30 protein-coding genes are annotated in these 25,558 nt (G+C 58.9%); 20 read left to right on the forward strand and 10 right to left on the reverse strand.

What is annotated here, in order from left to right; genetic code table 11:
* Positions 1-4 precede the first annotated feature (4 nt).
* From FIU92_RS02750 to FIU92_RS02780, 7 genes are read left to right on the forward strand one after another with little or no spacing between them, the layout of a single operon-like run.
* Entirely contained in the window at positions 5-709 is a 705-nt protein-coding gene (locus FIU92_RS02750) for a response regulator transcription factor (RefSeq protein WP_152457099.1), read from the forward strand.
* A 32-nt stretch (positions 710-741) separates the two neighbouring features.
* Entirely contained in the window at positions 742-2,460 is a 1,719-nt protein-coding gene (locus FIU92_RS02755; RefSeq protein WP_152457100.1) for a sensor histidine kinase, read from the forward strand.
* 4 nt (positions 2,461-2,464) lie between these two features.
* A complete protein-coding gene (locus FIU92_RS02760) occupies positions 2,465-2,935 on the forward strand; it encodes an HPr kinase/phosphorylase (protein ID WP_152457101.1) in 471 nt (156 codons plus the stop codon).
* A complete protein-coding gene (gene rapZ / locus FIU92_RS02765) occupies positions 2,932-3,813 on the forward strand; it encodes an RNase adapter RapZ (protein ID WP_152457102.1) in 882 nt (293 codons plus the stop codon). Before FIU92_RS02760 ends, rapZ begins: the two co-directional genes overlap by 4 nt.
* A complete protein-coding gene (locus FIU92_RS02770) occupies positions 3,810-4,202 on the forward strand; it encodes a PTS sugar transporter subunit IIA (protein ID WP_152457103.1) in 393 nt (130 codons plus the stop codon). The genes rapZ and FIU92_RS02770 overlap by 4 nt, the downstream gene beginning before the upstream one ends.
* A gap of 16 nt (positions 4,203-4,218) precedes the next feature.
* Positions 4,219-4,488, forward strand: coding sequence for an HPr family phosphocarrier protein (locus tag FIU92_RS02775; RefSeq protein WP_152457104.1), 270 nt, complete (start codon positions 4,219-4,221; stop codon positions 4,486-4,488).
* A gap of 39 nt (positions 4,489-4,527) precedes the next feature.
* The gene (locus tag FIU92_RS02780; RefSeq protein WP_152457105.1) at positions 4,528-5,427 is read left to right on the forward strand and encodes a lysophospholipid acyltransferase family protein; all 900 of its coding nucleotides are present in this window, start codon (positions 4,528-4,530) and stop codon (positions 5,425-5,427) included.
* A gap of 52 nt (positions 5,428-5,479) precedes the next feature.
* On the opposite strand, the gene FIU92_RS02785 is transcribed toward FIU92_RS02780, so the two are convergent.
* A complete protein-coding gene (locus FIU92_RS02785; RefSeq protein ID WP_152457106.1) occupies positions 5,480-6,355 on the reverse strand; it encodes a 3-hydroxybutyryl-CoA dehydrogenase in 876 nt (291 codons plus the stop codon).
* 163 nt (positions 6,356-6,518) lie between these two features.
* On the opposite strand from FIU92_RS02785, the gene FIU92_RS02790 reads away from it, so the two are divergent.
* Positions 6,519-7,322 (forward strand): DUF6473 family protein, encoded by an 804-nt coding sequence (locus FIU92_RS02790; RefSeq protein ID WP_254705347.1) that lies wholly within the window; start codon positions 6,519-6,521, stop codon positions 7,320-7,322.
* 50 nt (positions 7,323-7,372) lie between these two features.
* Here the strand turns inward: FIU92_RS02790 and FIU92_RS02795 are convergent, their stop codons facing one another.
* The 6 genes from FIU92_RS02795 to FIU92_RS02820 form a co-directional block, all read right to left on the reverse strand.
* On the reverse strand, positions 7,373-8,302 hold the full coding sequence (locus FIU92_RS02795; RefSeq protein ID WP_152457107.1) for an electron transfer flavoprotein subunit alpha/FixB family protein: 930 nt from the start codon (positions 8,300-8,302) through the stop codon (positions 7,373-7,375).
* Positions 8,302-9,060, reverse strand: a complete 759-nt coding sequence (locus FIU92_RS02800) for an electron transfer flavoprotein subunit beta/FixA family protein (protein WP_152457108.1) — start codon at positions 9,058-9,060, stop codon at positions 8,302-8,304. Before FIU92_RS02800 ends, FIU92_RS02795 begins: the two co-directional genes overlap by 1 nt.
* 191 nt (positions 9,061-9,251) lie before the next feature.
* Complete coding sequence (locus FIU92_RS02805) at positions 9,252-9,824, reverse strand: cob(I)yrinic acid a,c-diamide adenosyltransferase (protein WP_152457109.1); 573 nt, start codon at positions 9,822-9,824, stop codon at positions 9,252-9,254.
* The gene (locus tag FIU92_RS02810) at positions 9,825-10,028 is read right to left on the reverse strand and encodes a twin transmembrane helix small protein (protein ID WP_152457110.1); all 204 of its coding nucleotides are present in this window, start codon (positions 10,026-10,028) and stop codon (positions 9,825-9,827) included.
* Between the two features lie 78 nt (positions 10,029-10,106).
* Entirely contained in the window at positions 10,107-10,934 is an 828-nt protein-coding gene (locus FIU92_RS02815; protein ID WP_152457111.1) for an SDR family NAD(P)-dependent oxidoreductase, read from the reverse strand.
* A gap of 69 nt (positions 10,935-11,003) precedes the next feature.
* Positions 11,004-11,633, reverse strand: a complete 630-nt coding sequence (locus FIU92_RS02820; protein ID WP_254705348.1) for an SH3 domain-containing protein — start codon at positions 11,631-11,633, stop codon at positions 11,004-11,006.
* A gap of 203 nt (positions 11,634-11,836) precedes the next feature.
* Here FIU92_RS02820 and parC point away from each other — a divergent pair, with 203 nt between their 5' ends.
* From parC to FIU92_RS02840, 4 genes are all read left to right on the forward strand, one after another.
* The gene (gene parC / locus FIU92_RS02825) at positions 11,837-14,185 is read left to right on the forward strand and encodes a DNA topoisomerase IV subunit A (RefSeq protein WP_152457112.1); all 2,349 of its coding nucleotides are present in this window, start codon (positions 11,837-11,839) and stop codon (positions 14,183-14,185) included.
* A gap of 96 nt (positions 14,186-14,281) precedes the next feature.
* On the forward strand, positions 14,282-14,872 hold the full coding sequence (locus FIU92_RS02830) for a hypothetical protein (RefSeq protein WP_152457113.1): 591 nt from the start codon (positions 14,282-14,284) through the stop codon (positions 14,870-14,872).
* Between the two features lie 115 nt (positions 14,873-14,987).
* A complete protein-coding gene (gene tuf / locus FIU92_RS02835) occupies positions 14,988-16,163 on the forward strand; it encodes an elongation factor Tu (RefSeq protein WP_152457114.1) in 1,176 nt (391 codons plus the stop codon).
* A 177-nt stretch (positions 16,164-16,340) separates the two neighbouring features.
* Complete coding sequence (locus FIU92_RS02840) at positions 16,341-17,288, forward strand: aldo/keto reductase (RefSeq protein ID WP_152457115.1); 948 nt, start codon at positions 16,341-16,343, stop codon at positions 17,286-17,288.
* 332 nt (positions 17,289-17,620) lie between these two features.
* Here FIU92_RS02840 and rpe read toward each other — a convergent pair whose 3' ends face one another.
* Positions 17,621-18,310, reverse strand: coding sequence for a ribulose-phosphate 3-epimerase (rpe, locus tag FIU92_RS02845; RefSeq protein WP_152457116.1), 690 nt, complete (start codon positions 18,308-18,310; stop codon positions 17,621-17,623).
* Between the two features lie 169 nt (positions 18,311-18,479).
* On the reverse strand, positions 18,480-19,190 hold the full coding sequence (phnF, locus tag FIU92_RS02850) for a phosphonate metabolism transcriptional regulator PhnF (protein WP_152457117.1): 711 nt from the start codon (positions 19,188-19,190) through the stop codon (positions 18,480-18,482).
* 103 nt (positions 19,191-19,293) lie between these two features.
* On the opposite strand from phnF, the gene phnG reads away from it, so the two are divergent.
* The 8 genes from phnG to phnN are packed head-to-tail and all read left to right on the forward strand — an operon-like array spanning position 19,294 to position 24,887.
* Positions 19,294-19,752, forward strand: a complete 459-nt coding sequence (gene phnG, locus FIU92_RS02855) for a phosphonate C-P lyase system protein PhnG (RefSeq protein WP_152457118.1) — start codon at positions 19,294-19,296, stop codon at positions 19,750-19,752.
* Positions 19,752-20,327: a phosphonate C-P lyase system protein PhnH gene (gene phnH / locus FIU92_RS02860; protein ID WP_152457119.1), complete on the forward strand. Its 576-nt coding sequence runs from the start codon at positions 19,752-19,754 to the stop codon at positions 20,325-20,327. The genes phnG and phnH overlap by 1 nt, the downstream gene beginning before the upstream one ends.
* 3 nt (positions 20,328-20,330) lie before the next feature.
* The gene (locus FIU92_RS02865; protein ID WP_152457120.1) at positions 20,331-21,419 is read left to right on the forward strand and encodes a carbon-phosphorus lyase complex subunit PhnI; all 1,089 of its coding nucleotides are present in this window, start codon (positions 20,331-20,333) and stop codon (positions 21,417-21,419) included.
* Positions 21,416-22,012: an HAD family phosphatase gene (locus FIU92_RS02870; protein ID WP_152457121.1), complete on the forward strand. Its 597-nt coding sequence runs from the start codon at positions 21,416-21,418 to the stop codon at positions 22,010-22,012. The genes FIU92_RS02865 and FIU92_RS02870 overlap by 4 nt, the downstream gene beginning before the upstream one ends.
* Positions 22,009-22,869: an alpha-D-ribose 1-methylphosphonate 5-phosphate C-P-lyase PhnJ gene (locus tag FIU92_RS02875; RefSeq protein ID WP_152457122.1), complete on the forward strand. Its 861-nt coding sequence runs from the start codon at positions 22,009-22,011 to the stop codon at positions 22,867-22,869. Before FIU92_RS02870 ends, FIU92_RS02875 begins: the two co-directional genes overlap by 4 nt.
* A complete protein-coding gene (gene phnK, locus FIU92_RS02880; RefSeq protein ID WP_152457123.1) occupies positions 22,866-23,636 on the forward strand; it encodes a phosphonate C-P lyase system protein PhnK in 771 nt (256 codons plus the stop codon). Before FIU92_RS02875 ends, phnK begins: the two co-directional genes overlap by 4 nt.
* Positions 23,637-23,658: 22 nt before the next feature.
* Positions 23,659-24,342 (forward strand): phosphonate C-P lyase system protein PhnL, encoded by a 684-nt coding sequence (gene phnL / locus FIU92_RS02885; RefSeq protein ID WP_152457124.1) that lies wholly within the window; start codon positions 23,659-23,661, stop codon positions 24,340-24,342.
* Positions 24,339-24,887, forward strand: a complete 549-nt coding sequence (gene phnN, locus FIU92_RS02890) for a phosphonate metabolism protein/1,5-bisphosphokinase (PRPP-forming) PhnN (RefSeq protein ID WP_152457125.1) — start codon at positions 24,339-24,341, stop codon at positions 24,885-24,887. Before phnL ends, phnN begins: the two co-directional genes overlap by 4 nt.
* Here the strand turns inward: phnN and FIU92_RS02895 are convergent.
* Positions 24,869-25,552: a DUF1045 domain-containing protein gene (locus FIU92_RS02895; protein ID WP_152457126.1), complete on the reverse strand. Its 684-nt coding sequence runs from the start codon at positions 25,550-25,552 to the stop codon at positions 24,869-24,871. The genes phnN and FIU92_RS02895 overlap by 19 nt on opposite strands.
* Between the last annotated feature and the right edge of the window lie 6 nt (positions 25,553-25,558).

The raw sequence follows: 25,558 nt of genomic DNA on the forward strand, positions 1-25,558 counted from the left end.
CCCGATGTCAAAGATTGCACTTGTGGATGACGATAGAAACATTCTTACGTCTGTATCCATGACCCTCGAAGCCGAAGGTTTCGAGGTTGAAACATATAATGATGGCCAGGCCGCGTTGGATGCGTTCAACAAGAAACTGCCGGACATGGCTGTTCTGGATATTAAGATGCCGCGGATGGACGGCATGGATCTGTTGCAACGGCTGCGTCAGAAGACGCAGATGCCGGTGATCTTCCTGACCTCGAAAGACGATGAGATCGACGAGGTACTGGGCCTGCGCATGGGCGCGGATGACTATGTAAAGAAGCCTTTTTCGCAGCGTTTGCTGGTCGAACGCATTCGGGCTTTGCTGCGCCGCCAAGAGGCGACAAGCGGCGATGCGGTCGCATCCAACAGCAATGACACCAAAGTCATGGAACGCGGCGACCTGAGGATGGATCCGCTGCGCCATGCGGTCAGCTGGAAAGGCACTGATGTGTCCCTGACCGTGACCGAGTTCCTGCTGCTTCAGGCCCTGGCCCAACGTCCGGGATTCGTCAAAAGCCGCGACCAGTTGATGGATGTCGCCTATGATGATCAGGTCTATGTGGATGACCGGACGATCGACAGCCACATAAAGCGTCTGCGAAAAAAGATGCGCGCGGCTGATCCCGAGTTCTCGGCGATTGAGACCTTGTATGGTATCGGTTACCGGTACAACGAAGAATAGGCGCGGCCGCCTGCAAGAGGTAATGGGGTCTCGTGCGCGACACCGAACAAGCCAGCGAATTGCGCGACGGTGACGTCGTTCTTGGGGATGACTGGGTCATTCCCCAGGACCCCGAGTCAGCGGAGCTGAGGGAAAAGCGATCGCGGAGAAACCTGTTTTCGCTGCGCGGTTCACCCCTGGCGCGCAAAATCATCACGTTCAACCTGATTGCTCTGGTGATCCTGGTCACCGGGTTGTTGTATCTGGACGACTCGCGAAAAGAGAAGGTTCAGCAGACCGCCCGCAATCTGCTGGGCGATGCGCAACTTGTCAGCAACGTTTTTGAAACCCAGTTGCGTCAGGGCGCACAGCAATCCGGGCAGAATGCCGGGAACCTGGACGTCAAGGATACCCTGTCTGGCCTCACCTTGCCCGAAGGGGGCGAGGTTTTTGTTTATGACGCCAGTGGCACGCTGATCGGCTGGACACGTGGTGCCCCGCAAGCCTCTGACATGCCGGTTCTTCTGCAATCCGAGGCCGAGATGCAGACCGGCAGTACGGTGATCAGCGACACGCTGAATGCCGTTTGGACGGGTTTGTCAAACCTGCTCAACTGGTCGACTGAAACCGAAGCACCGACGTTGGCGCAGCGTGTTCAGACCATTATTCCACAAGCGATTGCCGGTCAAAGTCAGGTGCAGGCGGTACAGGATGGCGCGGGTGAGACGGTCATCGTGGCTGCCGCACCAATTCTTTATCAGGATGTACCCGCCGGCGCGGTGGCGATTACCGGCCCGGCTGGTGAAATCGACGCGCTTGCCCGCCGCGAGCAGGAGCGCATTCTTCAGATGTTTGTCGTGGCGCTGCTGGTTTCCGTAGGCCTCAGCCTTGTCCTGGCCTCGACCATTGCCAACCCGCTGGCCGATCTGGCATCCGCGGCAGAGATGGGCAAAGACCGGGGCACGGGTGTCAATCCCGGGCGTATCCGCATTCCCGACCTCAGCGCCCGTCCTGATGAAATTGGACGCCTCAGCCGCGCATTGCGGGGTATGGTGACCGCGCTCTACAACCGGATCGACGCAAACGAACAGTTTGCCGCCGATGTCGCCCATGAAATCAAAAACCCGCTGGCCAGCCTGCAATCCGCCGTGGGAACGCTGCGGATGGTCAAGCGCGAGGATCAGCGCGACAAGCTGCTGGACGTGATCGAGCATGACGTACGGCGTCTGGACCGGCTGGTCAGCGACATATCAAATGCGTCGCGTCTGGATGCGGAACTGGTCAAGGAAGAAGAGCAGCCCTTTGACCTGCTCAAGCTGCTGGGCAATCTCGGCCAGTATCTGGGTGAAGATGCACGCTCCAAGGGCATCGATTACATTACGGATCTGCCCTCTGAGCCAATTGTGATCAACGGGCTGGAAGCGCGTCTTGCGCAGGTCTTTGTCAATCTGATCACCAACGCGATTTCGTTCTGCGAAGAAAATGACGCAATTCGCGTCTGGGTCCGGCAGCGGGACAACCGCGTGCTGGTGGTTGTCGAAGACACCGGCCCGGGGATTCCCGAACAGGCGCTTACCAAAGTGTTCAAGCGATTCTACTCGCAGCGTCCGGCGGAACATTTCGGCAATAATTCTGGCCTCGGCTTGGCGATCTCCAAGCAGATTGTCGAAGCCCATGGAGGGGTGATCTGGGCTGAGAACATCCGCCCGACAGAGGCCGATATCACATCGGATCCGCTGGGTGCCCGCTTTGTCGTGGGGTTGCCCGTCTAAATCCATGCATATTGATTCGTTGTCACTCGCGAAAGATCAGGACAGCGCCTGTGTTCATGCCTCCTGCGTTTCGGTTGCCGGACGCGGGCTTTTGATCATCGGTGCGTCCGGCACAGGGAAGTCCGGGCTGGCGTTGCAAATGATGGCGTTCGGCGCGAAATTGGTCGCCGATGACCGCGTCAATCTAGAGATGCGGCAGAATCGGGTGATCGCCTCGGCCGTGTCGCAGATACGCGGCTTGATCGAGGCGCGCCAAATTGGCCTGGTCAAAGCCGAACCCAGTGGTCCGGTTCCGCTGGGTTACGTTGTGGATCTGGATCAGCCAGAGCCCGAGCGTCTGCCCGACCCTTTGACGGTTTCCGTGCTGAGGCAAACTGTTCCCTTGCTTCGGGGCGCGGGCGTGCCCAACTTGGCTGTAGCGATGATGCAGCTTCTAGGAAATGGGCGCGTAAACCCGGAATGGCCGAATACATGACATCGCAAAGGCGGATCGTACTTGTCACGGGGCCCTCCGGGGCAGGAAGATCCACGGCCATTCATGTGCTGGAAGATCTGGGCTTTGAAGCCATCGACAATCTGCCGATGGGTCTTTTGTCGCGCTTGCTCGACAGTGCTGACAGCGACCGTCCGATGGCATTGGGTATAGATGCCCGCAACCGGGATTTCTCGACGATCGGTTTCATAGAATTGGCTGAAAAGCTGGGCCGCTTAGCGCAGGTCGATCTGACGGTTCTGTATCTGGATTGCAGTGATGATGTTCTGGTGCGCAGGTTTTCGGAAACCCGAAGGCGGCATCCCGTCGCCAAGAATGCCAGCCCGGAAACCGGCGTTCAGCGCGAAAAAGAGCTGCTGGCGCCGATACGTGAGATTGCGGATACACTGATCGACACCAGCCTTCTGAACGTGCATCAGCTGCGGGAAGAGGTCGAGAACTGGTTCGCCCCGCAAGGCGGGCGGCATCTGGCGGTTTCCATCGAATCCTTTTCTTACAAACGCGGTCTGCCGCGCGGATTGGACATGGTGTTCGATTGCAGGTTTCTGGCGAATCCATACTGGCGCCCGGAATTTCGCGCAGCGGATGGTCGAAACCCTGACGTTGCGCACTATGTGCAGTCGGACGCTAACTACTTACCGTTTTTTGAACGTGTGCTGGACTTGCTGACCCTGTTGCTGCCGGCCTTTCGGGCCGAGGGCAAAGCGCATCTTTCCGTGGCGTTTGGGTGCACAGGGGGCCAGCACAGATCAGTTGCCCTGGCAGAGGCCGTTGCAAAGGCCCTTGCGGAAGATGGGCAGCAGGTGGCAATTAGGCATCGCGAGATGGAACGTCGGTCGTTGAATGTGAGGTCGGATTGATCGGAATTGTGATCGTTGCACATGGTGGGTTGGCTCAGGAATACCTGGCCGCCACACAACACGTGGTCGGACCACAGGCCAGCCTCGTGGCGGTCGCGATCGAGGCTGACCATGACCGGGACGAAAAACAGGCCGAAATCTGCCGTGCCGCTGATGAAGTGGACACCGGAGATGGTGTCGTTGTTGTCACCGACCTCTTTGGCGGAAGCCCCTCGAATCTCAGCCTGCGTGCCTGCGCGCCTCAGGATCGGCGTATTCTGTATGGGGCAAACCTGCCGATGCTGATCAAATTGGCCAAAAGTCGCCACTTGCCCATTGGTGATGCCGTCCGTCAGGCAATGGAGGCTGGACGGAAGTACATCAATGCGCAGAATGTGACATTGGATTAAAAACGGATTATTGAATATGACGAGCCGAAGCCTGAAAATTATCAATGAAAAGGGCCTGCATGCACGCGCCTCGGCAAAGCTGGTTGAGGTTGTCGAGGGTTTCGATGCACATGCTGAGGTGTCAAAAGACGGACTTTCTGCATCAGGCGACAGCATCATGGGTCTTTTGATGTTGGCAGCATCGCGCGGAACAACTATTGACGTCGAGACGTCCGGGCCGGATGCTGAGGCATTGGCAGAAGCTCTGGAAACGCTTGTGAACGACAAGTTCGGAGAGGGGTTCTAAGCCACCCCGCCGGGACAGGAAGAACGGGAAGACCAGGAATTGGCGGAAACGACGCACGAGACCAAGACAAGCCCGGTGGTGGATGGGACCACAGATCAGGGTGAGATCTACGACCGTAGAACGCTGACCTATGCGAATTCATTCGACGATGCCTGGACAGCGACCGCCATTCGGGCCATCGAATGGTGCACAGGCAAGCTGACCATTTTGCGCATGGTCAACAAGTTCGAAAAAAAGAACGAATACTACCGCGGCCAGCGGTTCTGGGGCGGTGCCCTCAAGACTATGGGAATCGACCTGACCACACCGCAGGAACAGATTGACCGCATTCCCAAGACCGGCCCGGTTGTTGTCGTCGCCAACCACCCGCACGGTATGGTTGATGGCATGATTCTGGCGGAACTGATCGGCCGGGTACGCAGCGATTACCGCATCCTGACCCGTTCGGTTCTGACGGGTCTGGACGAAGCGGCCACGTCATTCATGATTCCGGTTCCGTTTCCCCACGACCCCGAGGCGCAGGCCAAGATGCTGGAAATGCGCGGCAAAGCTATGGAGCATCTCAAAAACGGCGGCGTTGTGGCGCTGTTCCCATCCGGTGTTGTGATGTCCTCGGATGATTGGTTCGGGCCTGCGATCGAGCGGGAATGGAACGTGTTCACTGCCAAGATGATCCGCCGTTCCGGCGCGCGCGTGGTGCCGATTTTCTTTCCGGGCTGCAATTCACGTTGGTATCAGATCGCCAACCGTGTCTCTGCAATTCTACGGCAGGGACTGTTGCTGCATGAGATCGTCCGATCCTGCAACAAACCCCAGTCGCCGGTGATCGGCGAACCGATTTCGGACCACGATATGGAGCTGCTGGAGCGCGATCCGCGCGGTTTCATGGCCTGGCTCAGAAATCACACCATGTCTCTGGGTAGGTCGGAGCAGACCTGATCCGCGTCTTCATCTGGCCAAAAATATCCCGGGGGCGAGGGGGCCGGCCCCCTCAGCGTGTCGGCACCGGAACTTCGCCTCGGTAATCATAAAAACCGCGCTCGGTCTTGCGCCCCAGCCACCCGGCCTCGACATATTTCGTCAGGAGAGGGCAGGGACGATATTTGGTATCGGCCAACCCGTCATGCAGCACGTTCATGATCGCCAGACAGGTATCCAACCCGATGAAATCCGCCAATTCCAACGGGCCCATGGGATGATTCGCCCCAAGTTTCATTGACTGGTCGATGGATTGAACGTTCCCCACACCTTCATAGAGTGTGTAGACCGCCTCGTTGATCATGGGCATCAGGATCCGGTTCACGATAAAGGCCGGGAAGTCCTCGGCGCTGGCCGCCGTTTTGCCCAACCGATCCACCACCGCTTTGCAGGCGTTGAAAGTTTCTTCATCCGTGGCGATGCCGCGGATCAATTCCACCAATTGCATAACAGGGACAGGGTTCATGAAATGAAAACCCATGAACCGTTCGGGCCGATCCGTGCGGCTTGCCAGGCGGGTGATGGAAATCGAGGATGTATTTGACGTCAGAATCGTATGCGGCAGCAGGTGCGGTTGGAGGTCCTCGAAAATCGCCTGCTTAATCGTTTCCCGCTCGGTTGCTGCCTCGATAACCAGATCGGTTTGACCCAGTTTCGGCAGATCAAGAGTGGTCGTAATCCGTTTCAGCGCAGCCTTCATCGCCTCGTCGGTGATTTTGCCACGCGACGCCTGCCGCGCCAGGTTACCTTCGATCGTGGCAATGGCGTTTTCCAGAGCATCCTGGCTGACATCGTTCAGCAAGACGTCGTATCCCGCCAACGCCATAACATGGGCAATGCCGTTGCCCATTTGCCCCGCGCCAATCACCCCGACCGATTTAACTTCCATGTTCAGCTGCCTTTGCCCTGTAGGATACCGCGACAGTATCGGCAGACCGGGGCAGGCGGCAAGAGGATCAAGGCGGTCAATTTCGCTTCAAATGCGCGCATTAGGAAAATCTCAATATCTATGACCACAAGATGGCACCGGGTGAGAAAACGGGGGGCTTGATATGAGCTTTCATCAGACAAACAGCGGTAGGGAGTCCACCTGCCAGTATGCCAATTCGAAACTTTGGTTCCGGGGTCCACCCGGCACGTTGGATCAGCCCTATGTGGCCTGTCTGGGAGGAGAGGAAACTTTCGGCAGATTCGTCGATTACCCGTTTCCTGCCGTGCTTGAGAAGCGATTGGGAAAGCCATGCGTCAACTTCGGCAGCCTGTTTTGCGGAATCGAAGCGTTGTCCACTGATCCCGGGGTGCTGAATCTGGTCAATCAGTCAGACCTATGCGTGTTGCAGGTGCCCGATCTTCTGCGCCAATCGAACCGGTTTTACCGCGTACACCCGCGTCGCAACGATCGGTTCCTAGAACCCACCGCGGACTTGCTGAGGCTGTACCCGGATGTTGACTTCACGGAAATCCATTTTGTGCGCCATTTGTTGGAGCAACTGAGCGCAACAGAAGACGCCCGTTTCGAAGTCGTAGCGCAGGAACTGCGAGAGGTCTGGATACGCGCCACCGGGGACTTGATAGAACGGATCGAACCCGGCGTGGTTCTGCTTTGGCTGCTTGTGCAGCGGCAAACCGGATCGCATGTCGACCATATCGTGCCCGATGCCGACTTGATCGAACAGCTACGCCCGCTATGCGCTGATGTCGTCGAGGTTTCGGTCGCTGTATCCGCTCGATCGGATGCTCTCGAAGATGTTATGTTCGGGACGCTTCAGCAGCCGATTGCGGAACATATGATCGGCCCGTCCGCGCATCGAGAAATTGCCGAACACCTGCTGATCGCCTTGCGGAACCTGAACTGAAAAAGGCCCGCCTGTTGGCGGGCCTTTGCGGATCAATCCGGATATCCGGTTCAGCCGAGCTTTTCAGTCAGTTCCGGTACCGCCTGGAACAGGTCTGCGACCAGGCCGAAATCGGCGACCTGAAAGATCGGCGCCTCTTCGTCTTTGTTGATCGCCACGATGACCTTCGAGTCCTTCATGCCGGCCAGGTGCTGGATCGCGCCCGAAATACCGACGGCGACATACAGATCCGGGGCAACAACCTTGCCGGTCTGACCCACCTGCCAGTCGTTCGGTGCATAGCCCGAGTCAACGGCCGCACGCGACGCACCAACCGCGGCACCCAGCTTGTCGGCCAGCGTTTCGATCAGTTTGAAGTCCTCTTCTGAGCCGACACCACGGCCGCCCGAAACAACGACGCCAGCCGAGGTCAGCTCTGGACGGTCGCTTTCCGCCACCTTGTCCTCGACCCATTCCGACAGGCCGGGGTTTTCGCCGACCGACACGGTCTCAACCGCGGCCGAGCCGCCTTCGCCGGCGGCGTCAAAGCTGGCGGTCCGGATGGTGACGACCTTCTTGGCGTCGTTCGATTTCACGGTCTGGATCGCGTTGCCCGCGTAGATCGGGCGCTCGAAGGTCGAGCCGTCAACCACGCCGGAGGCATCCGAGATCACCATCACGTCCAGCAGGGCTGCAACGCGGGGCATCACGTTCTTGGCGTCGGTGGTGGCCGGTGCCACGATGTGCTCGTAGCCATCGGCCAGGCCCACGATCAGGGCTGCGGTCGATTCCGCCAGGCGGTGGCCCAGCGACGGGTCTTCGGCGACCAGCACCTTGGAGACACCGTCGATCTTGGCTGCGGCCTCACCGGCAGCAGCGGCAGACCCGCCTGCGGCCAGAACGGTTACGTCACCCAGCACTTTCGCGGCGGTCACGGCCTTTGCGGTCGCATCCATCGCAAGTTCGCCGTTGTTCACTTCGGCAAGCAGAAGTACAGCCATTACACAGCCCCCGCTTCTTTGAGTTTCTCGACCAGCTCGTCAACCGAGCCCACGATGATGCCTGCCGCGCGTGCCGGCGGCTCTTCGGTCTTGACGATTTCCAGACGCGGCGTGACGTCGACGCCGTAGTCGGCGGCGGTTTTTTCATCCAGCGGCTTCTTCTTCGCCTTCATGATGTTGGGCAGCGACGCATAGCGCGGCTCGTTCAGGCGCAGGTCAACGGTGATGATGGCGGGCATCTTGACGCTGATGGTCTGCAACCCGCCATCGACCTCGCGGGTGACCTTGGCGGTGTCACCTTCGATGTCCAGTTCCGAGGCAAAGGTGCCCTGGGACCAGCCCAACAGCGCCGACAGCATCTGGCCGGTGGCGTTCATGTCGTTGTCGATCGCCTGCTTACCTGCCAGAACAATGCCAGGCTGCTCTTCTTCGACCACTTTGGCCAGGATCTTGGCAACGGCCAGAGGCTCGATATCGGTGTGTACATCGTCAGCCGCCACAACCAGGATTGCGCGGTCGGCACCCATGGCCAGCGCGGTGCGCAAGGTTTCCTGCGCCTGCTTTACGCCGATCGAAACAGCAACGACTTCGTCGGCCTTGCCGGCTTCTTTCAGGCGGATCGCTTCCTCTACTGCAATTTCGTCGAACGGGTTCATCGACATTTTGACATTGGCGAGATCAACACCGCTACCGTCCGCTTTCACGCGGACCTTCACATTGTAGTCAATCACGCGTTTGACAGGCACCAGTACCTTCATTGTAGCGCTTTCTCCTCAAAAAAACGGTAAGCCGCGCAGGCGACTCCACCAATGCTCTCGACCGACTAGATAGCGCCTGCCGCAGTGGCACAACAGAGCAAAATCGTCACGTCATGGCGTCGGGACGTCGCGTTTTGCAATTTTTTTGCCAAGAGGCGAAAGAATATTACCCGCGACTCTGTATTTCGCGATCAGCGGTTCGCGCCCGGAACCCACAACACGTCGTCTTTGCCGTTTGCGTTTGCGCAGCGTGCTGCAACAAAGAACCAGTCGCTGAGACGGTTGAGGTATTTGACCGCCACGTCGTTGACGGGCTCCATATTCGTCAGCTCGACCGCAAGCCGTTCCGCCCGACGTGAAACGGTCCGGCAGACGTGCAGATGTGCTGCCAGACGCGAGCCACCGGGCAGGATGAAGCTGCGCAGGGGTTCCAGCGTCTCGTTCATTGCGTCGATCTCGGCTTCCAACCGGTCGATCTGGGCAGGCACGATGCGTAGGGGGGGATAATCGGCCTCGGCGTCTTTTTCCATGTCGGGGCGACAGAAGTCGGCGCCCAGATCGAACAGGTCATTTTGAATGCGCGACAGCGCGGTTTCGACATCACCTTCGGCCTCGGTCCGTGCCACGCCGACAAAAGCGTTCAGTTCGTCCACGGTGCCATAGGCTGCGACGCGGCCCGAATATTTTGCCACGCGCTCTCCATTGCCTAGGGCGGTTTTCCCGTCATCGCCAGTGCGTGTGTAGATTTTGTTGAGTACGACCATTTATTGAACTCCCTGTCCGCGCAGATACACGAAAAGCACGATCAGCAACACGGCGATGAACTGAAAGAGGATGCGCAGGCGCATCATCTTGTTGCTTTTCTTGGCCGCTTCCATGCCGCCTTTGCCGAAATTCGCGATGCCTAAGGCCAGCACTACGACAACTGCCGCCATAGCCAGAAGCAGAATGACCATCACAAGGTCCATTTGAAGTCACCGTCCGGTTTTTTTCGATTACCACCCATCTAGCGTCAGGGCGTCGAAAAGCGAACGGGAAATATCGTCTCAGATATCCGAAAGGATTCGATCAGTGGCGTTTGTAGGCAGAATGCGGCGCAGTATCCCGGCGATATATGTCGGAGTGGTCACGTAGTAACGTGGTTTGGGGCGTCGGGCCTCGACCGCATGGGCCAGCTTGTCCGTGACGGCAGAGGCGGGCAGTTCAAATCGGTCTGGCCCACTGCTTTCATAAAGGCGCTTAAGCAGTGAGCCTTCATACTTCTCCCGAATGGCCGAGTTTTCCCAGTCGATGTATTTCTCGAACAATGGGATCGCCTTTTCCCGGAGTTTTGAGGTGATGGGGCCGGGCTCGATCAAGACGACGTGAATGTCGGTATCCCGAAGTTCCAGCCGCAGCGTGTCGGTCAGCCCTTCGATCGCGTATTTTGTGGCGACATACGCGCCGCGCCACGGGAAGGCGACAAGACCCAGAACCGAGGAACACTGCACAATCCGGCCATGACCCTGTTCCCGCATGACGGGAATGACCTGTCGGGTCAGCTCGTGCCAGCCAAAGACATTGGTCTCAAATATATGGCGCAGGCCATCCGTCGGAACATCCTCAACCGCGCCGGGCAAGCCATGTGCGCCATTGTTGAAAAGGGCATCCAGCGAGCCGCCTGTAGCCTCGAGAACGTGGGACAAACCCGATGTAATGCTGTCTGCATCAGTGTAGTCGATTCTGGGGCTTTCAAAGCCTTGTGCGCGTAGGCGATCACAGTCGCGTTGCTGGCGGCAGGATGCAAAAACGCGCCAGCCTCTTGCACGCATACCGTGTGCCGCGTCCAGACCGATGCCTGACGAGCATCCCGTGATAAGAATCGATTTCTGCATATGCCTTCCGAGCCTGATCCCCGCCCATAGCTATGGCGGGGTTTGCGGCAGGGCAATGACACTTCGATGTCAGTTCGTTGTTTTCCGGACGAGTGATGCCGAAATCCACCCAACCTGTTGCCCCGGCAACACGCGCAGGCGCAACCAGCCGGTACCTGAATCCCCGAATACCTCAACCTGCTGGCCGATCCTGGCTTTGCCGATGATCGGATAGATCGTCCCCGGCCCATCACGCAGGTTAACGCGGGTTCCCGAAATTTCACGGATATCCTTGGCGGCCTCGACAGGGGCGGGCAGTTCAACCGTTGGCAGCTCGGCGTCGGTGGTTACCTGTTCGAGAGAGGCCAGACCCTGTTCCAGCGACGCAAGGGTCAGAGTGACGTTTTCGTCAGCGAACAGTGAGGGGTTTGCCTTCAGGCCAGCTGCGACTTGCGACAGCAGCGCTTTGGTTTCTGCTTCGTCCAGCTCGGCCACGGGTTCAGTGACCGGTGCGACCGGCGCCGAGGGCTTTACCGCAGCACGCGCGACCAGAGTTTCGGCGGGCGCGGGTTCGATAGCTGGTTTCGAAGGCCTCGGGGCAATGGCAACACGCTCCGGCTCCGCTGTGCGGACTCCGCGCGGCTCAAAGTCAGGACCTCCGCTCATCACGTAAAAAGTCCAGCCGAGTGCGGCGAAAGTAACAAGTACAAGGCGCGTCATGGCGCATCCCCCAATTCAATCGTAACAACAAAATAGGCAGCAATCATTCAATTGTTGGAATGGTAGCATAATAGAAGGGCAGAGTCGAAAATTCGGGGAAAACACCGACTTGCCTCCCCCTGTTGCAAAAAGCCCGACTTGTCCCCAGTAAAATACGCGTTGCTTGCTTTACCAAGGCGTTCTTGCGTCGTATCACATCATATATGAACGATACGATCGACGACCCCAACATGGAGGCCCCCAACCACGGGGGTGAGGTTGCAGAACCGCTGCGCCGCGCGATAGGCGAGCGTTACCTGACCTATGCGCTGTCCACCATCATGCACCGCGCCCTGCCGGACGCGCGGGACGGATTGAAGCCGGTGCACCGGCGAATCCTCTATGCGATGAGAGAGCTGCGACTCAGCGCAACCGGAGGTTTTCGCAAGTCCGCCAAGATTTCCGGCGACGTGATGGGCAATTACCACCCGCATGGCGACGCCGCGATTTACGACGCAATGGCGCGCCTGGCGCAGGACTTCAACGTGCGTTACCCGCTGGTCGACGGGCAGGGGAATTTCGGGAATATCGACGGCGACAATCCGGCGGCCTCGCGATATACCGAGGCGCGGATGACCATCGTGGCCGAGGCGCTGCTGGAAGGTCTGAACGAAGACGCCGTGGATTTCCGCGACAACTATGATGGCACGCTGACTGAACCGGTGGTGCTGCCTGCGCAGTTTCCGAATCTTTTGGCCAACGGCGCCAGCGGTATCGCCGTCGGCATGGCGACCAACATCCCACCGCACAACATCTCGGAGCTTTGCGACGCCTGCCTGCACCTGATCAAAACGCCTGACGCGCGGGACGACACGTTGCTGAACTATGTCCCCGGCCCGGATTTTCCGACCGGTGGCGTGATCGTCGAACCGCCCGAGAACATCGCGCAGGCCTATCGCACAGGGCGCGGCTCGTTCCGGCTGCGCTGCAAGTTCGAGGTCGAGGATCTGGGGCGCGGCCAGTGGCAGATCGTGGTCACCGAGATTCCCTATCAGGTTCAGAAATCCAAGCTGATCGAAAAGATCGCGGAACTGATCCAGACCAAGAAAATCCCGATCCTCGCAGATGTGCGCGACGAATCCGCCGACGATATCCGTCTGATCCTTGAACCGCGTTCGAAAAACGTGGACCCCGAGGTGCTGATGGGCATGTTATACCGCAACTCGGACCTCGAGGTGCGGTTCAGCCTGAACATGAACGTATTGATCGATGGGGTGACGCCCAAGGTCTGTTCGATGAAGGAAGTGTTGCGCGCCTTCCTCGATCACCGGCAAGAGGTGCTGCTGCGCCGCTCGCGTCACCGCATGGCCAAGATCGACCACCGGTTGGAAGTGCTCGAAGGCTTTATCGTCGCCTTCCTGAACCTCGACCGTGTGATCGACATCATCCGCTATGACGACGACCCCAAAGCCGCGCTGATGCGCGAGGACTGGGGCATCGACCACGTTCGCGCCACCGATGAATCTGGCTACGTCACACCCAAGCCGGGCGAGGGTGAGCTGTCGGAAGTTCAGGTCGACGCCATCCTCAATATGCGCCTGCGCTCCTTGCGTCGTCTGGAAGAGATGGAGCTGGTTCGCGAACGCGACGCGCTGATGGAAGAACGCGCCAATCTCGAAGATCTGCTGGCCGATCCCGCCCTGCAATGGGCCAAGATTGCCGAGCAATTGAAAGAAACGAAAAAGACATTTGGCAAAGACCACGAAGGCGGTGCACGCCGCACCCGGTTTGCCGAGGCGGGGCAGGTCGAGGAAGTGCCGCTTGAGGCGATGATCGACAAGGAACCGATTACGGTCGTCTGCTCGCAAATGGGCTGGATTCGCGCCATGACCGGCCATATCGACCTGAAGCGTGAGTTGAAGTTCAAGGACGGCGACGGCCCGCGTTTCATCTTCCACGCGGAAACGACCGACCGGTTGCTGGTCTTTGCCTCGAATGGCCGATTCTATACCGTCAGCGCAGCCAACCTGCCCGGCGGGCGCGGCATGGGCGAGCCCTTGCGCCTGATGGTCGACCTGCCCAACGAGGCGCAGATCATCGACATTCTGATCCACAAGCCAGGGCGCAAGCTGCTGGTGGCCTCGGACGCGGGCAACGGCTTTATGGTGCCGGAAGATGACGTGCTGGCGCAGACGCGCAACGGCAAACAGGTGCTGAACGTCAAGGGTGGCGAGACCGCGATGATCTGCAAGCCGGTTGACGGAGACCACGTCGCCGTGGTGTCGCAAAACGGCAAGTTCCTGGTTTTCCCAACCCAGGAACTGCCCGAGATGACGCGCGGAAAAGGCGTGCGTTTGCAAAAGTACAATATGGCACGCGGCCGGCAGGGAACGCTCGAGCTGGATGGCGGATTGTCGGATGTAACGACCTTCAACTGGGAAGAAGGCCTGAAATGGTCCATGGGCGGCGACAAGACCCGACATGAGGCGGATATGACGCAATGGCTGGCAAAACGAGCCAGTGTCGGGAAAAAACCGCCCTATGGCTTCCCGCGCGACTATAAGTTTTCGTGATCGCGCTGCTGCGCGGGTGAATTTCCGCCGATACGGCTTTGCACAACCCGTATCGGTGCGCTAGATCAACAAAAAACAGGCCTATCGAGACGAGACATGTTGCGCATTCTGACGCTGATCACCGGACTGGCCCTGATGGCCGCTTGCACACAGACACAGGTGTATGAGCCGCCTGAATCCCTAGGAGAATTCAAGCTTCGTGTGAATTATGCCTTTGCGGACAAGGCCGTTCAGGGACCTGTATCGCGGGACGCCACACCTGACGAATGGACGAAGGCGATCCAGAACGCGGTTGATATTCGTCTGGGGCGTTACGAAGGCAAACAGGAATATGACCTTGGCATCAGCCTTGAGGGTTACATGCTGGCCCCGCCGGGGATCCCTGTGATCTACAACCCCAAAAGCACTGCGATTGTGTTGGTCAACGTCTATGACGTGAAGAAAAAAGAGTTTCTGGCCAAGGGTAAGCAATTCCAGGTGCTGGAAGACACCACCGGCGGAAGTGCCCTCAAAGGATCGGGGCATGAGCGCACAAAAGAAGAACAGATGAGCGGTCTGGCCCTCAAAATAGCCGACCGTGTCGAGGAATGGCTGGCTGAAGAGCACAAGGAAAATGGCTGGTTCGACAAAAGGCCGGACCTGATCCAGCCTCTGGAATCTGTCGAGGTCACGCAAAATCCAACGTGATCGGCGCATTTCCCTCAGGATGTGCTTGATTTTCCCCTTTGAACCAAATATCTCGCGCGCGCAGATGTAACCACGGGACCAAGGGTCCCCCAAATCGCAAAAGGGCGCCTGAGGAATGGCAAAGGAAAAGTTTGAGCGTACAAAACCGCACGTCAACATCGGCACGATTGGCCACGTTGACCACGGCAAGACCACGCTGACCGCAGCGATCACCAAGTATTTCGGTGACTTCAAAGCGTATGACCAGATTGACGGTGCGCCGGAAGAAAAAGCGCGCGGCATCACCATCTCGACCGCCCACGTGGAATACGAGACCGACAACCGCCACTATGCGCATGTCGACTGCCCCGGCCACGCTGACTACGTCAAGAACATGATCACTGGTGCGGCGCAGATGGACGGCGCGATCCTGGTTGTGAACGCCGCTGACGGCCCGATGCCGCAGACGCGCGAGCACATCCTGCTGGGCCGCCAGGTTGGCATCCCGAAGATGGTCGTGTTCCTGAACAAAGTTGACCAGGTTGACGACGAAGAGCTGCTGGAACTGGTTGAGATGGAAGTTCGCGAACTGCTGTCTAGCTACGACTACCCCGGCGACGATATCCCGATCATCGCAGGTTCGGCTCTGGCGGCGATGGAAGGCAACAACCCGGAAATCGGCGAGAACAAGATCCGCGAGCTGATGGCGGCTGTCGATGAGTATATCGACACCCCCGAGCGTGCCGTTGACCAGCCGTTCCTGATGCCGATCGAAGACGTGTTCTCGATCTCGGGTCGTGGTACCGTTGTGACCGGTCGTGTCGAGCGTGGCGTGATCAACGTTGGTGACGAGATTGAAATCGTCGGCATCCGCGACACCACCAAGACGACCTGCACCGGCGTTGAAATGTTCCGCAAGCTGCTGGACCGCGGTGAAGCGGGCGACAACATCGGCGCGCTGCTGCGTGGTGTTGACCGTGACGGCGTTGAGCGTGGCCAGGTTCTGTGCAAGCCGGGTTCGGTGACCCCTCACACCAAGTTCGAAGCCGAAGCCTATATCCTGACCAAGGAAGAAGGCGGTCGTCACACCCCGTTCTTCGCGAACTACCGTCCGCAGTTCTACTTCCGGACCACGGACGTGACCGGCACCGTGACCCTGGCCGAAGGCACCGAGATGGTCATGCCCGGCGACAACGTGTCGTTCGGCGTTGAGCTGATCGCGCCGATCGCGATGGAAAACGGCCTGCGTTTCGCGATCCGCGAAGGCGGCCGCACCGTCGGCGCCGGCGTTGTGTCGAAAATCATCGAGTAATTCGCGCAAGCGAATGATCAGACGGAAAGGGCGTCCGGCGGGGCGCCCTTTTTGTTAGGATTCAAATGCCATGCTTCCCTCGATTTCGAGATAGCACGCCAATACGCCAAGCTTGCGTTGAACGGCGACCCTCGACAAAATTGCAGTCAGAAATGTACTGTACGGGAGGATGGTGGGATGACCAAGCATGTTGAAATCGGCCGGACTGGAGTCAGGCTGCCGCAAATAGGGTTCGGTTCAACAGGCCTGGGAAGCATACCTCAGATATATGGGTACGAGGTAGACGAAGTCCGTGCGCTGGACACAATATGGGCAATTCTCCAGCGCCCGGATGGCTTCATTGACACAGCGCGTGGGTACGCGATGGGTCGAAGTGAAGAGCGTATCGGGCAAGTCATTCGTGAACTGGGGGGGTGGCCTGAAGGCCGGGTTCTGTCCACGAAACTGGACCGGGACATGGAGAGCAACAGGTTTGATGCGACACAAGCGCGAAGGTCACTTGAAGCAAGTCTTCAGGCCCTCGGGGTGGAACAGGTGGATATTCTCCATCTACATGACCCCGAATACGCTGCAGATATTTCGGAAGTGACCGGCACCGGCGGTGCACTTGATGAGCTGTTCCGGATCAAGGAAGAAGGTCTGGCGAAGGCAGTGGGGCTTGCAGGCGGCCGGATTGACGTCCTGATGCCGATGCTGCGTGATCGCGAGTTTGACGTCCTTCTGACACACAACAGGCATACGGTGGTCAACGTGAATTCCGCTCCAATGATCGAGCTTGCGCGGTCCAAAGGTGTGGCGGTTCTGAATGCGGCGCCCTATTCCGGAGGAATTCTGGCCAAGGGAAGTTCTGCTCATCATTATTACGTCTATCAGCAGGCGACCGAAGCCGTTCTGGGCCCGGTTCGTGCAGTTGAGAGTATCTGTTCTCGTTACGATGTACCGTTGGGGGCGCTTGCGTTGCAGTTCTCCGTCAAGAACGCAGACATTGCTTCAACAATCTGCGGGGCGACATGGCCGCAACATGTGGACCAAACATTCGAATGGGCCAACTGGGCTATTCCGGATGCGGTTTGGAGCGAGTTGGCGGAACTGGGTCAATCCCAAAACGATCCTGAAACTGGGTAGGGTCTATCGGTTTTTACGTTGCGCGGTGGCTCATCACCCATTTTACAAACCGTATTGGGGTCCTGGTCGCATTTCGCCCCCTGCCAAGTCCTGCGAACCTCACCAATACACGCGGGTTCTCAACAAGAACGTCAAGGTGGGATGTTTCCCGCCATTTGGGTTTGATGAAGGGTGGTGATGCGCGTCTGTCATCCTCTCAACCGCAATGTCAAGGAAACGGGCAGAGCGCCTTATTTGGGCGTGTTCCGCGCGGGCTTAAGTTCTTGTTTGACAAGGGCTGCGATCCGCACCGGCGGCTGACAGTCTTGCTGACAGCCGCCGGTGATTGCAAATCAGGACAGCGCTGATTCAGCCGCCGCCCGGACGGCGCGGATGTTGTCTCCGTAGACCTGTGGGGTTGAAACCGATCCGCCCTTGAACACCGCGGAACCGGCCACCAGCACATCCGCACCTGCCGCTGCCACAAGCGGAGCGGTTTTCGGGTCGACGCCACCGTCGATTTCAATATGCACCGGACGATCACCGATCATCTGACGCAGTTTTTTGACCTTGCCGGTCATGTCGATGAATTTCTGGCCCCCAAAGCCGGGGTTCACGGTCATCACGCAAACCAGATCCGTGAGGTCCAGCAGATGCTCGACCGCTTCGGCAGGGGTGCCGGGGTTCAGGGCAACGCCGGCCTTCATTCCGGCGCCGCGAATGGCCTGCAAGGTGCGATGGGTATGAGGGCCAGCCTCGACATGTGCGGTCAGAATGTCCGCTCCGGCATCGGCATAGGCCTGGATGTAGGGATCGACCGGCGTGATCATCAGGTGAACGTCCATCACCGTTTTCACATGCGGGCGAAAAGCTTTCACGGCCGGAGGGCCAAAGGTCAGGTTTGGAACGAAATGGCCATCCATCACGTCAACATGAACCCAGTCGGCGCCCTGCGCTTCGATGGCCTGAATTTCCTGCCCGAAATTGGCGAAATCGGCGGACAGGATAGACGGCGCGATCTTGATGGTGCGGTCAAAGCTCATGGTGGCCTCGTTTCAGCTGAAGAGTCGCGGATGCGTATACCCCTGCGCCGGTGGGATGGATAGCCCCCGCAATCGCCGTGTTGCCACAAAACTCTCACCGCGCGGCATCTGACCCAATGGGCTGAGACCTGGGACCGGCGGTCGGAAGCGGCTGAGAACCTGTGTTCGCTTATGCCTCGTTCAGGGTCAGCGTTACACGCTCACCCGCGAAAACTGTGCGGCCGTACTCGACTGGCCGTCCATCCGGGTCGGCATTGACGCCGACCGAGAAGAGAACAGGAGCACCTTCAGGCAATTGAAGTTGCAGCGCCTGCGTTGCGGTCGCCCCGCGCGCGGTCAGGCGAGTCGTCACGCGGACGTAATCCCTGACGCCGCAGGCTTGCAGCGCTTTGGTTACCGACTGGGTTTCGGTCAGTGTCTGCAAGATTTCAGGAAACCGTTCCGCGGGGAAAACGCTCTGAAACAGGGCTATGGGCTGCCCGTCCGCCAGGGACAATCCGTCATAGACGTGCACCGGATCACCCTTGTTCAGGCCCAGAGCTTCGGCTTCGGCTTCATCGGCGACGCGCGTGGTCAAAGCCAGGATTTTCTTGCCCGGTATCTTGCCGCTGGCCGAGATGTTCTTGTGATAGCGCACCCTTTTGCCGATCGGATAGTTCGTTGGCCGTGCCGCAACAAAAACGCCCGCACCGCGCCGAGCGTGCACCAGACCCTGATCAGACATGTCAGCCAAAGCGCGCCGTACCGTGTGGCGGTTGACGCCATAGGTGGCGGCCAGCTGGGCTTCGGTCGGCAGGCGATCTCCGGTTTGATAGCGCCCCTCGGCGATGTCCGACGTCAGGCGCAGGGCAATACTTTTCCAGATCGGCGTTTTGCTCATTTCACCAAACCTTCAAACGGTCGCAGATTGCGTTTTAACAACCTGTCGGTTAATATTTGTCTAGTTGTATAGTTCATGTAGACAACCTGTCCAAGAGGCTTTGATGGCAAACCAGACGGAAATCGGGATCAAGGCACGGAAGGAATGGATGGGTCTGCTGGCGCGCGCGCCGGACGCCGCCCTGATGACGCTGTGGGACGGCATTCAGGACTGCCCGAGTTTCGAATGGCTGCGCAGGCCCGAGGTGGGTGGTGTCATGGTGCGTGGCCGCATCGGAGGAACCGGCGCTTTGTTCAACCTGGGCGAAATGACCGTTACGCGCTGCTCGGTCGTGTTGCAGGATGGTACGGTCGGTCATGGATATGTTCAGGGCAGGTCGAAATCCAAGGCAGAAGCGGCGGCATTGATTGATGCGATGATGCAGACGGCCGCTGCGGATGATTTGCAGGAACGGCTGCTTGATCCGCTGAGACTGCAAATGCAGTCGATCAAGACAGCGCGCGCAGCAAAGGCAGCGGCCACCAAGGTCGAGTTTTTCACGCTGGCTCGGGGGGAAGACTGATGCCAGATCAAATGCGGTTCTCGGGGGGCTTTCAAGACGCACCTGTCGATGCGGCACATGCATTCCGCACGGCCATGACCGTCATGGCGCGTCCGGGTGAAATCCGCGCCCTGATTGGCTGTGAACCACCTGCGCCCCTGTCCGTTGCGGCCGGCACACTGCTTCTGACGCTTTGCGACGCCGAGACAAACGTTCACCTGGCGGGTGAAGCCGACACCGATGTGGTGCGCGAATGGCTGACCTTTCACACGGGTACACCGATGGTGGCGGCGGAAGAGGCTGATTTTGCCCTTGGCACGTGGGATGCACTGGCGCCGCTAAACACCTATCGTATCGGGACGCCGGAATACCCGGACCGGTCCGCGACACTTGTTGTGGAATGCAGGCGCCTGGAGCAGAACGGTGCGGTTCTGAGCGGCCCCGGTATCCGGGACACGGCGCGGCTTTCTCTGTCGGATGTTCCGGCTCTTCAGAACAATGCGCTGCTTTACCCTTTGGGGTGTGATTTTTTCTTCACCTGCGGTGAGGCGGTCGCGGCTCTGCCGCGTAGCACGCAAATCAGGTCCAGGGGGTAAGCCATGTATGTCGCTGTCAAAGGGGGCGAAAAAGCCATCGAAAACGCCCATGCGTGGCTTGCCGAAGAACGCCGTGGTGCGACAGATGTCGCGGAACTGAGCCTTGCGCAGATCCGTGAACAGTTGAGCCTTGCGGTGAACCGGGTCATGGCCGAGGGGTCGCTGTACGATCCCGACCTTGCTGCGCTGGCGATCAAACAGGCACGCGGCGATCTGATCGAGGCGATTTTCCTCGTCCGCGCTTACCGCACGACCCTGCCTCGTTTCGGCTATTCCAATCCCGTCAAAACCGGCGACATGGCCTGTGATCGCCGGATCTCGGCCACGTTCAAAGATGTTCCCGGTGGTCAGGTTCTGGGGCCAACCTTCGACTACACCCACCGACTGCTGGATTTCAAGCTGGCGGCCGAGGGCGAAATTCCAAAGGCGCCTGAAGGCCCCATGCGGCTGGAACCGACGCCACATATTACCGCATTCCTGAAGGATGAGGGTATCATTCAGGATGAACCGGCCCGCGATGACGTTCCGGGCGATCTGACCCGTGAACCGATGGAGTTCCCGTCCACCCGCCCGGTGCGCCTTCAGTCACTGACCCGTGGGGATGAGGGTTTTGTGCTGGGCATGGCTTATTCGACCCAGCGCGGTTACGCCCGCAACCACGCCTTTGTCGGAGAATTGCGTATCGGCAAGGTCGTGGTTGAGCTGGACATCCCCGAGTTGGGCTTTGCCATCGACATCGGCGAGGTCGAGCTGACCGAATGTGAAACGGTGAACCAGTTCACCGGTTCGAAAACGGAACCGCCGCAGTTCACGAGGGGATATGGGCTGGTCTTTGGCCAGTCTGAACGAAAATCCATCGCGATGGCGCTGGTCGATCGGGCCTTGCGGTGGGAAGAGTTGGGTGAAGACAACGTTGGTGCGCCCGCGCAGGATGAAGAATTTGTCCTGAGCCATGCGGACAACATTCAGGCCACCGGCTTTCTCGAACATATCAAGCTGCCGCATTACGTCGATTTCCAGTCCGAGCTGGAACTGGTCCGCAAACTGCGTCGAAAGGCCGAAGAGCGCATGTCAGAGGAGGCCATGGAATGAAAGCCGTCGTTTTTGATATCGGAAACGTGCTGGTCAAATGGGATCCGCATCTGGCATGGCTGGAGGAGATGGGCAGCCGCGAGGCGGTGGCAGAGTTCCTGACGCGCATCAATTTCCTCGAACGCAACCTGCGGGCCGATGGAGGAGAGATGTTCGCCGATCTGGCCGCTGAACTGGAAAATGCGGAAGATCGGCAGCGCCTCAGTGTTTACGTTGAACGTTATGCCAGAACCGTTCCGCAAAAGATCGAGGGAAGCTGGCGCCTGCTTTACCGCCTGAAAGAGAAAGGCACTCCGGTTCACGCGATCACCAATTGGTCAGCGGAAACCTGGCCTGTCGGCGTGGGGGCACATCCCGAATTGGGCGAAGTGTTTGGTGTCACCGTCGTGTCGGGGCAGGAGAAGCTTTTGAAGCCTCAGCCAGAGATTTTCCATCTGCTGTGCAAGCGGGCCGGGCTTTCACCCGAGAACTGCATTTTCATCGATGACGGGCCGCACAATGTCGAAGGCGCGCGTGCGGTGGGCATGGATGGGATCCACTTCACCGCGCCGCACGCGCTTGAACGCGCTCTTTCAGAAAGAGGCTGCTTATGAGCGCGTACAATTTCGCCTATCTGGACGAACAAACCAAGCGAATGATCCGGCGGGCGATCCTCAAGGGCCTGGCCATACCGGGGTATCAGGTGCCGTTTGCCAGCCGCGAGATGCCGATGCCCTATGGCTGGGGTACCGGGGGCGCACAGGTTTCAGCCGCGACGTTGACGCCCGAGGATACGTTCAAGGTGATCGATCAGGGCGCAGACGACACGACCAACGCCGTATCCATTCGCAAGTTCTTTGAAAACACCGCAGGGGTCGCCACCACGGAAAAGACGGAACAGGCCACAATCATTCAGACCCGCCACCGCATCCCCGAGGCGAAGTTGCGCGAAGACCAGATCATCGTTTATCAGGTGCCGATTCCGGAACCTCTGCGCTTTTTGGAACCGCGCGAGACCGAGACGCGCAAGATGCACAGTCTTGAGGAATACGGGCTGATGCATGTGAAACTGTACGAGGATATCAGCCAGCACGGGGCGATTTCGACCGCTTATGCCTATCCGGTGAACGTGGCTGGACGCTATGTCATGGACCCGTCCCCAATTCCGAAATTCGACAATCCAAAGCTTGAGATGGACGCGATCCAGCTGTTTGGTGCCGGGCGCGAGCAGCGGATTTACGCGGTGCCTCCGCATACCAAAGTCGTGAGCCTCGATTTCGAGGACTACCCGTTCGAGGCCACCAAGGCCGATCATCCCTGCGACCTGTGCGGGGCCGAAGACAGCTATCTGGACGAGGTCATCACGGATGACGCGGGCAACCGGATGTTTGTTTGTTCCGACACGGATTACTGCCGGTCACGCCGCGAGGCGGGTTACGAGGATCGATTGGCTGAAGAGAACGCGCAATGATCCCTCTGTTGCAAGTCAAAGGCATTGAGAAAAGCTATGGCCGCCGGATCGGCTGTGCGGATGTGAATTTTGATCTCTTCCCCGGAGAAGTGATGGGGATCGTTGGTGAAAGTGGGTCGGGCAAGTCGACCTTGCTCAACTGTATGGCCGGCCTTCTGAAGCCGGATGCCGGGCAGGTGATCTTTGATACCCGTGCAGACGGCCCGGTCGATACGGTCACAATGTCCGAGCCAGAGCGCCGGATGCTGAGCCGCACCGATTGGGCCTTTGTCCACCAACACGCGCGCGACGGGTTGCGGATGTCTGTCAGCGCCGGAGGCAACATCGGCGAGCGGCTGATGGCTGTCGGCGGTCGCCACTATGGCAGCATTCGGGGCAAGGCCATTGACTGGCTGGGCCGGGTCGAGATTGACGAGAGCCGCGTCGATGACCGCCCCAGCGCGTTTTCGGGCGGGATGCAGCAGCGTTTGCAGATCGCGCGCAATCTGGTGACAGGTCCTCGGCTGGTGTTCATGGACGAACCGACCGGTGGTTTGGATGTGTCGGTACAGGCGCGTTTACTGGATTTGTTGCGTGGACTCGTGCGTGAGATGAGGTTGAGTGCGATCATCGTCACCCATGATCTTGCCGTGGTGCGTCTGCTGGCGGATCGGTTGATGGTGATGAAAAGCGGTCGCGTGGTCGAGGCCGGGCTGACGGATCAGGTGCTGGACGACCCGCAACATGCCTATACGCAGTTGCTGGTGTCCAGCGTTTTGCAGGTTTGAGGCTTTGGGGAAAGATGAAGCGATGATTGAACTTGTTGACGTCAGCAAAAGCTTCACCCTGCACAATCAAGGCGGCGCCACGATCCCGGTGGTTAAAGGCGCGTCTCTGAAAGTGGAGCCGGGTGAGTGCGTCGCCCTGACCGGGCCGTCGGGTGCAGGCAAATCCACGCTGATGCGTGTGATCTACGGCAACTATCTGGCGGCCACTGGTCAGGTGCTGGTCGCAGGGTTGGACGTGGCCAGGGCTGAACCGCGGCAGATCTTGTTGCTGCGTCGTGACACCTTGGGCTATGTCAGCCAGTTCCTGCGGGTCGTGCCTCGGGTGTCGGCGTTGGACGTTGTGGCAGAGCCGCTGCTGGCCGTGGGCTGTGACAGGCAAGTGGCAATGGACAGGGCAGCCGGGTTGCTGAAACGGCTGAATATTCCCGAACGTCTGTGGACCCTCAGCCCGACGACCTTCTCGGGCGGCGAAAAGCAGAGAGTGAACATTGCGCGGGGCTTTGCGCATGAATATCCGGCAATGCTGTTGGATGAACCGACCGCAAGCCTGGATGCGCAGAACCGGGAAACCGTTTTGTCCCTGATCGAAGAGGCCAAGAACAATGGCGTGACGATTGTCGGGATTTTTCACGATCTCGACGCGCGCGAACGGGTCTGTGACCGCGAGGTCGATGTCTCGGACTTCACGCCGGGGATGGCTGCATGACGCTTGCTCCGGTCATAGCGGTCGTGGGTCCTTCGGGGGTCGGAAAGGACAGCGTAATGAACGCGCTGGTGGCCCGGACGCCGGGTGTTCAGAGGCTGCGGCGGGTGATTACCCGTCCCGAAGGCGAAGACGGCGAAGATTTCGACCGCGTCTCGGCCGAAACATTTCAGCGGATGGAACGGGATGGCGCGTTTGCGCTGAGTTGGCATGCGCATGGGCTGTATTACGGTGTGCCGAAGACGATCACGCGGCAGCGGCAGGTGGCCGAGGCCGTTTTGGTCAACCTGTCACGAACGGTGTTGCTTGAGGCGCAGGAGGTGTTTGGTGATCTGATCGTGATTTCCCTGACGGCAAAGCCCGAGGTTCTGTCCGAACGCTTGTCCTTAAGAGGGCGGGAAAGCAAGGCGGAACAGACGCGGCGTCTGGACCGGGCCCAAACGTCTTTGCCCAACGGTTTGAACCAGGTCCTGGAAATCGACAACTCCGGTGCGATGGAAGATACGGTTGCCGAAATCCTGTCGCACCTTCAACCGGAAAGCCCGTAGCGATGGATAAGGTGGAAGCGCCCGTCCTCAGCCTCGCCCGCAAGGGCCAGATCCGTGATCTGGAAGGGCTGCGGCAGCAATGGGACCAGACGGGTTTGCAGCGCGTTCCGAGTTGCTCTCAGGGTTGGTTTGTCCAGCTTGCCGCTCAGCGTGATGTGAAAGCGGAACGCGTCCAGTACGTAAGGATAGCCCCACTGAGCCAGGTTGGCGTCTTGCTCTGGGGTCAACCCGGCGGCGCGGCGGCGGGCCAGTTCGGCCCCAGAGGTGGGCGCACGAAAACAGTCCAATTCCCGAACACAGGCCGCGGCAAGCGCATTCAGCGCCTGGATCTCACCCAGTGGACGCAGGGCCAGAAAACGCCCAAACCGGGCGATCTCCAGGCCATCCAGCGACACAGGTGGTTGGCGGGAGGCGAGCGAGCTGCACGCCTCTTGCAGGGCTTCGAATGTTTTGCCGTCGCGCAGTCTGAACGGTGGCTTCAGTGTCGCGTGCAGCCCGTACTTGCGCGGCACCTCCGTGACGGCGGCAACGTCGATTCCTTCGACAATCGGATGGGCAACCGGCTTTCCCGCCTCGATGTCCCAACCCAGCCAGCTTGTTGCAAATTTCGCCCATTCCTTTCCCGCGGGCGGCGCAAAATAGATCGCGTATCGCGTGAATGTCATATCGGC

Origin of the sequence: Ruegeria sp. THAF33 (genome assembly GCF_009363615.1) — a bacterium.
Taxonomy (GTDB): Bacteria; Pseudomonadota; Alphaproteobacteria; order Rhodobacterales; family Rhodobacteraceae; genus Ruegeria.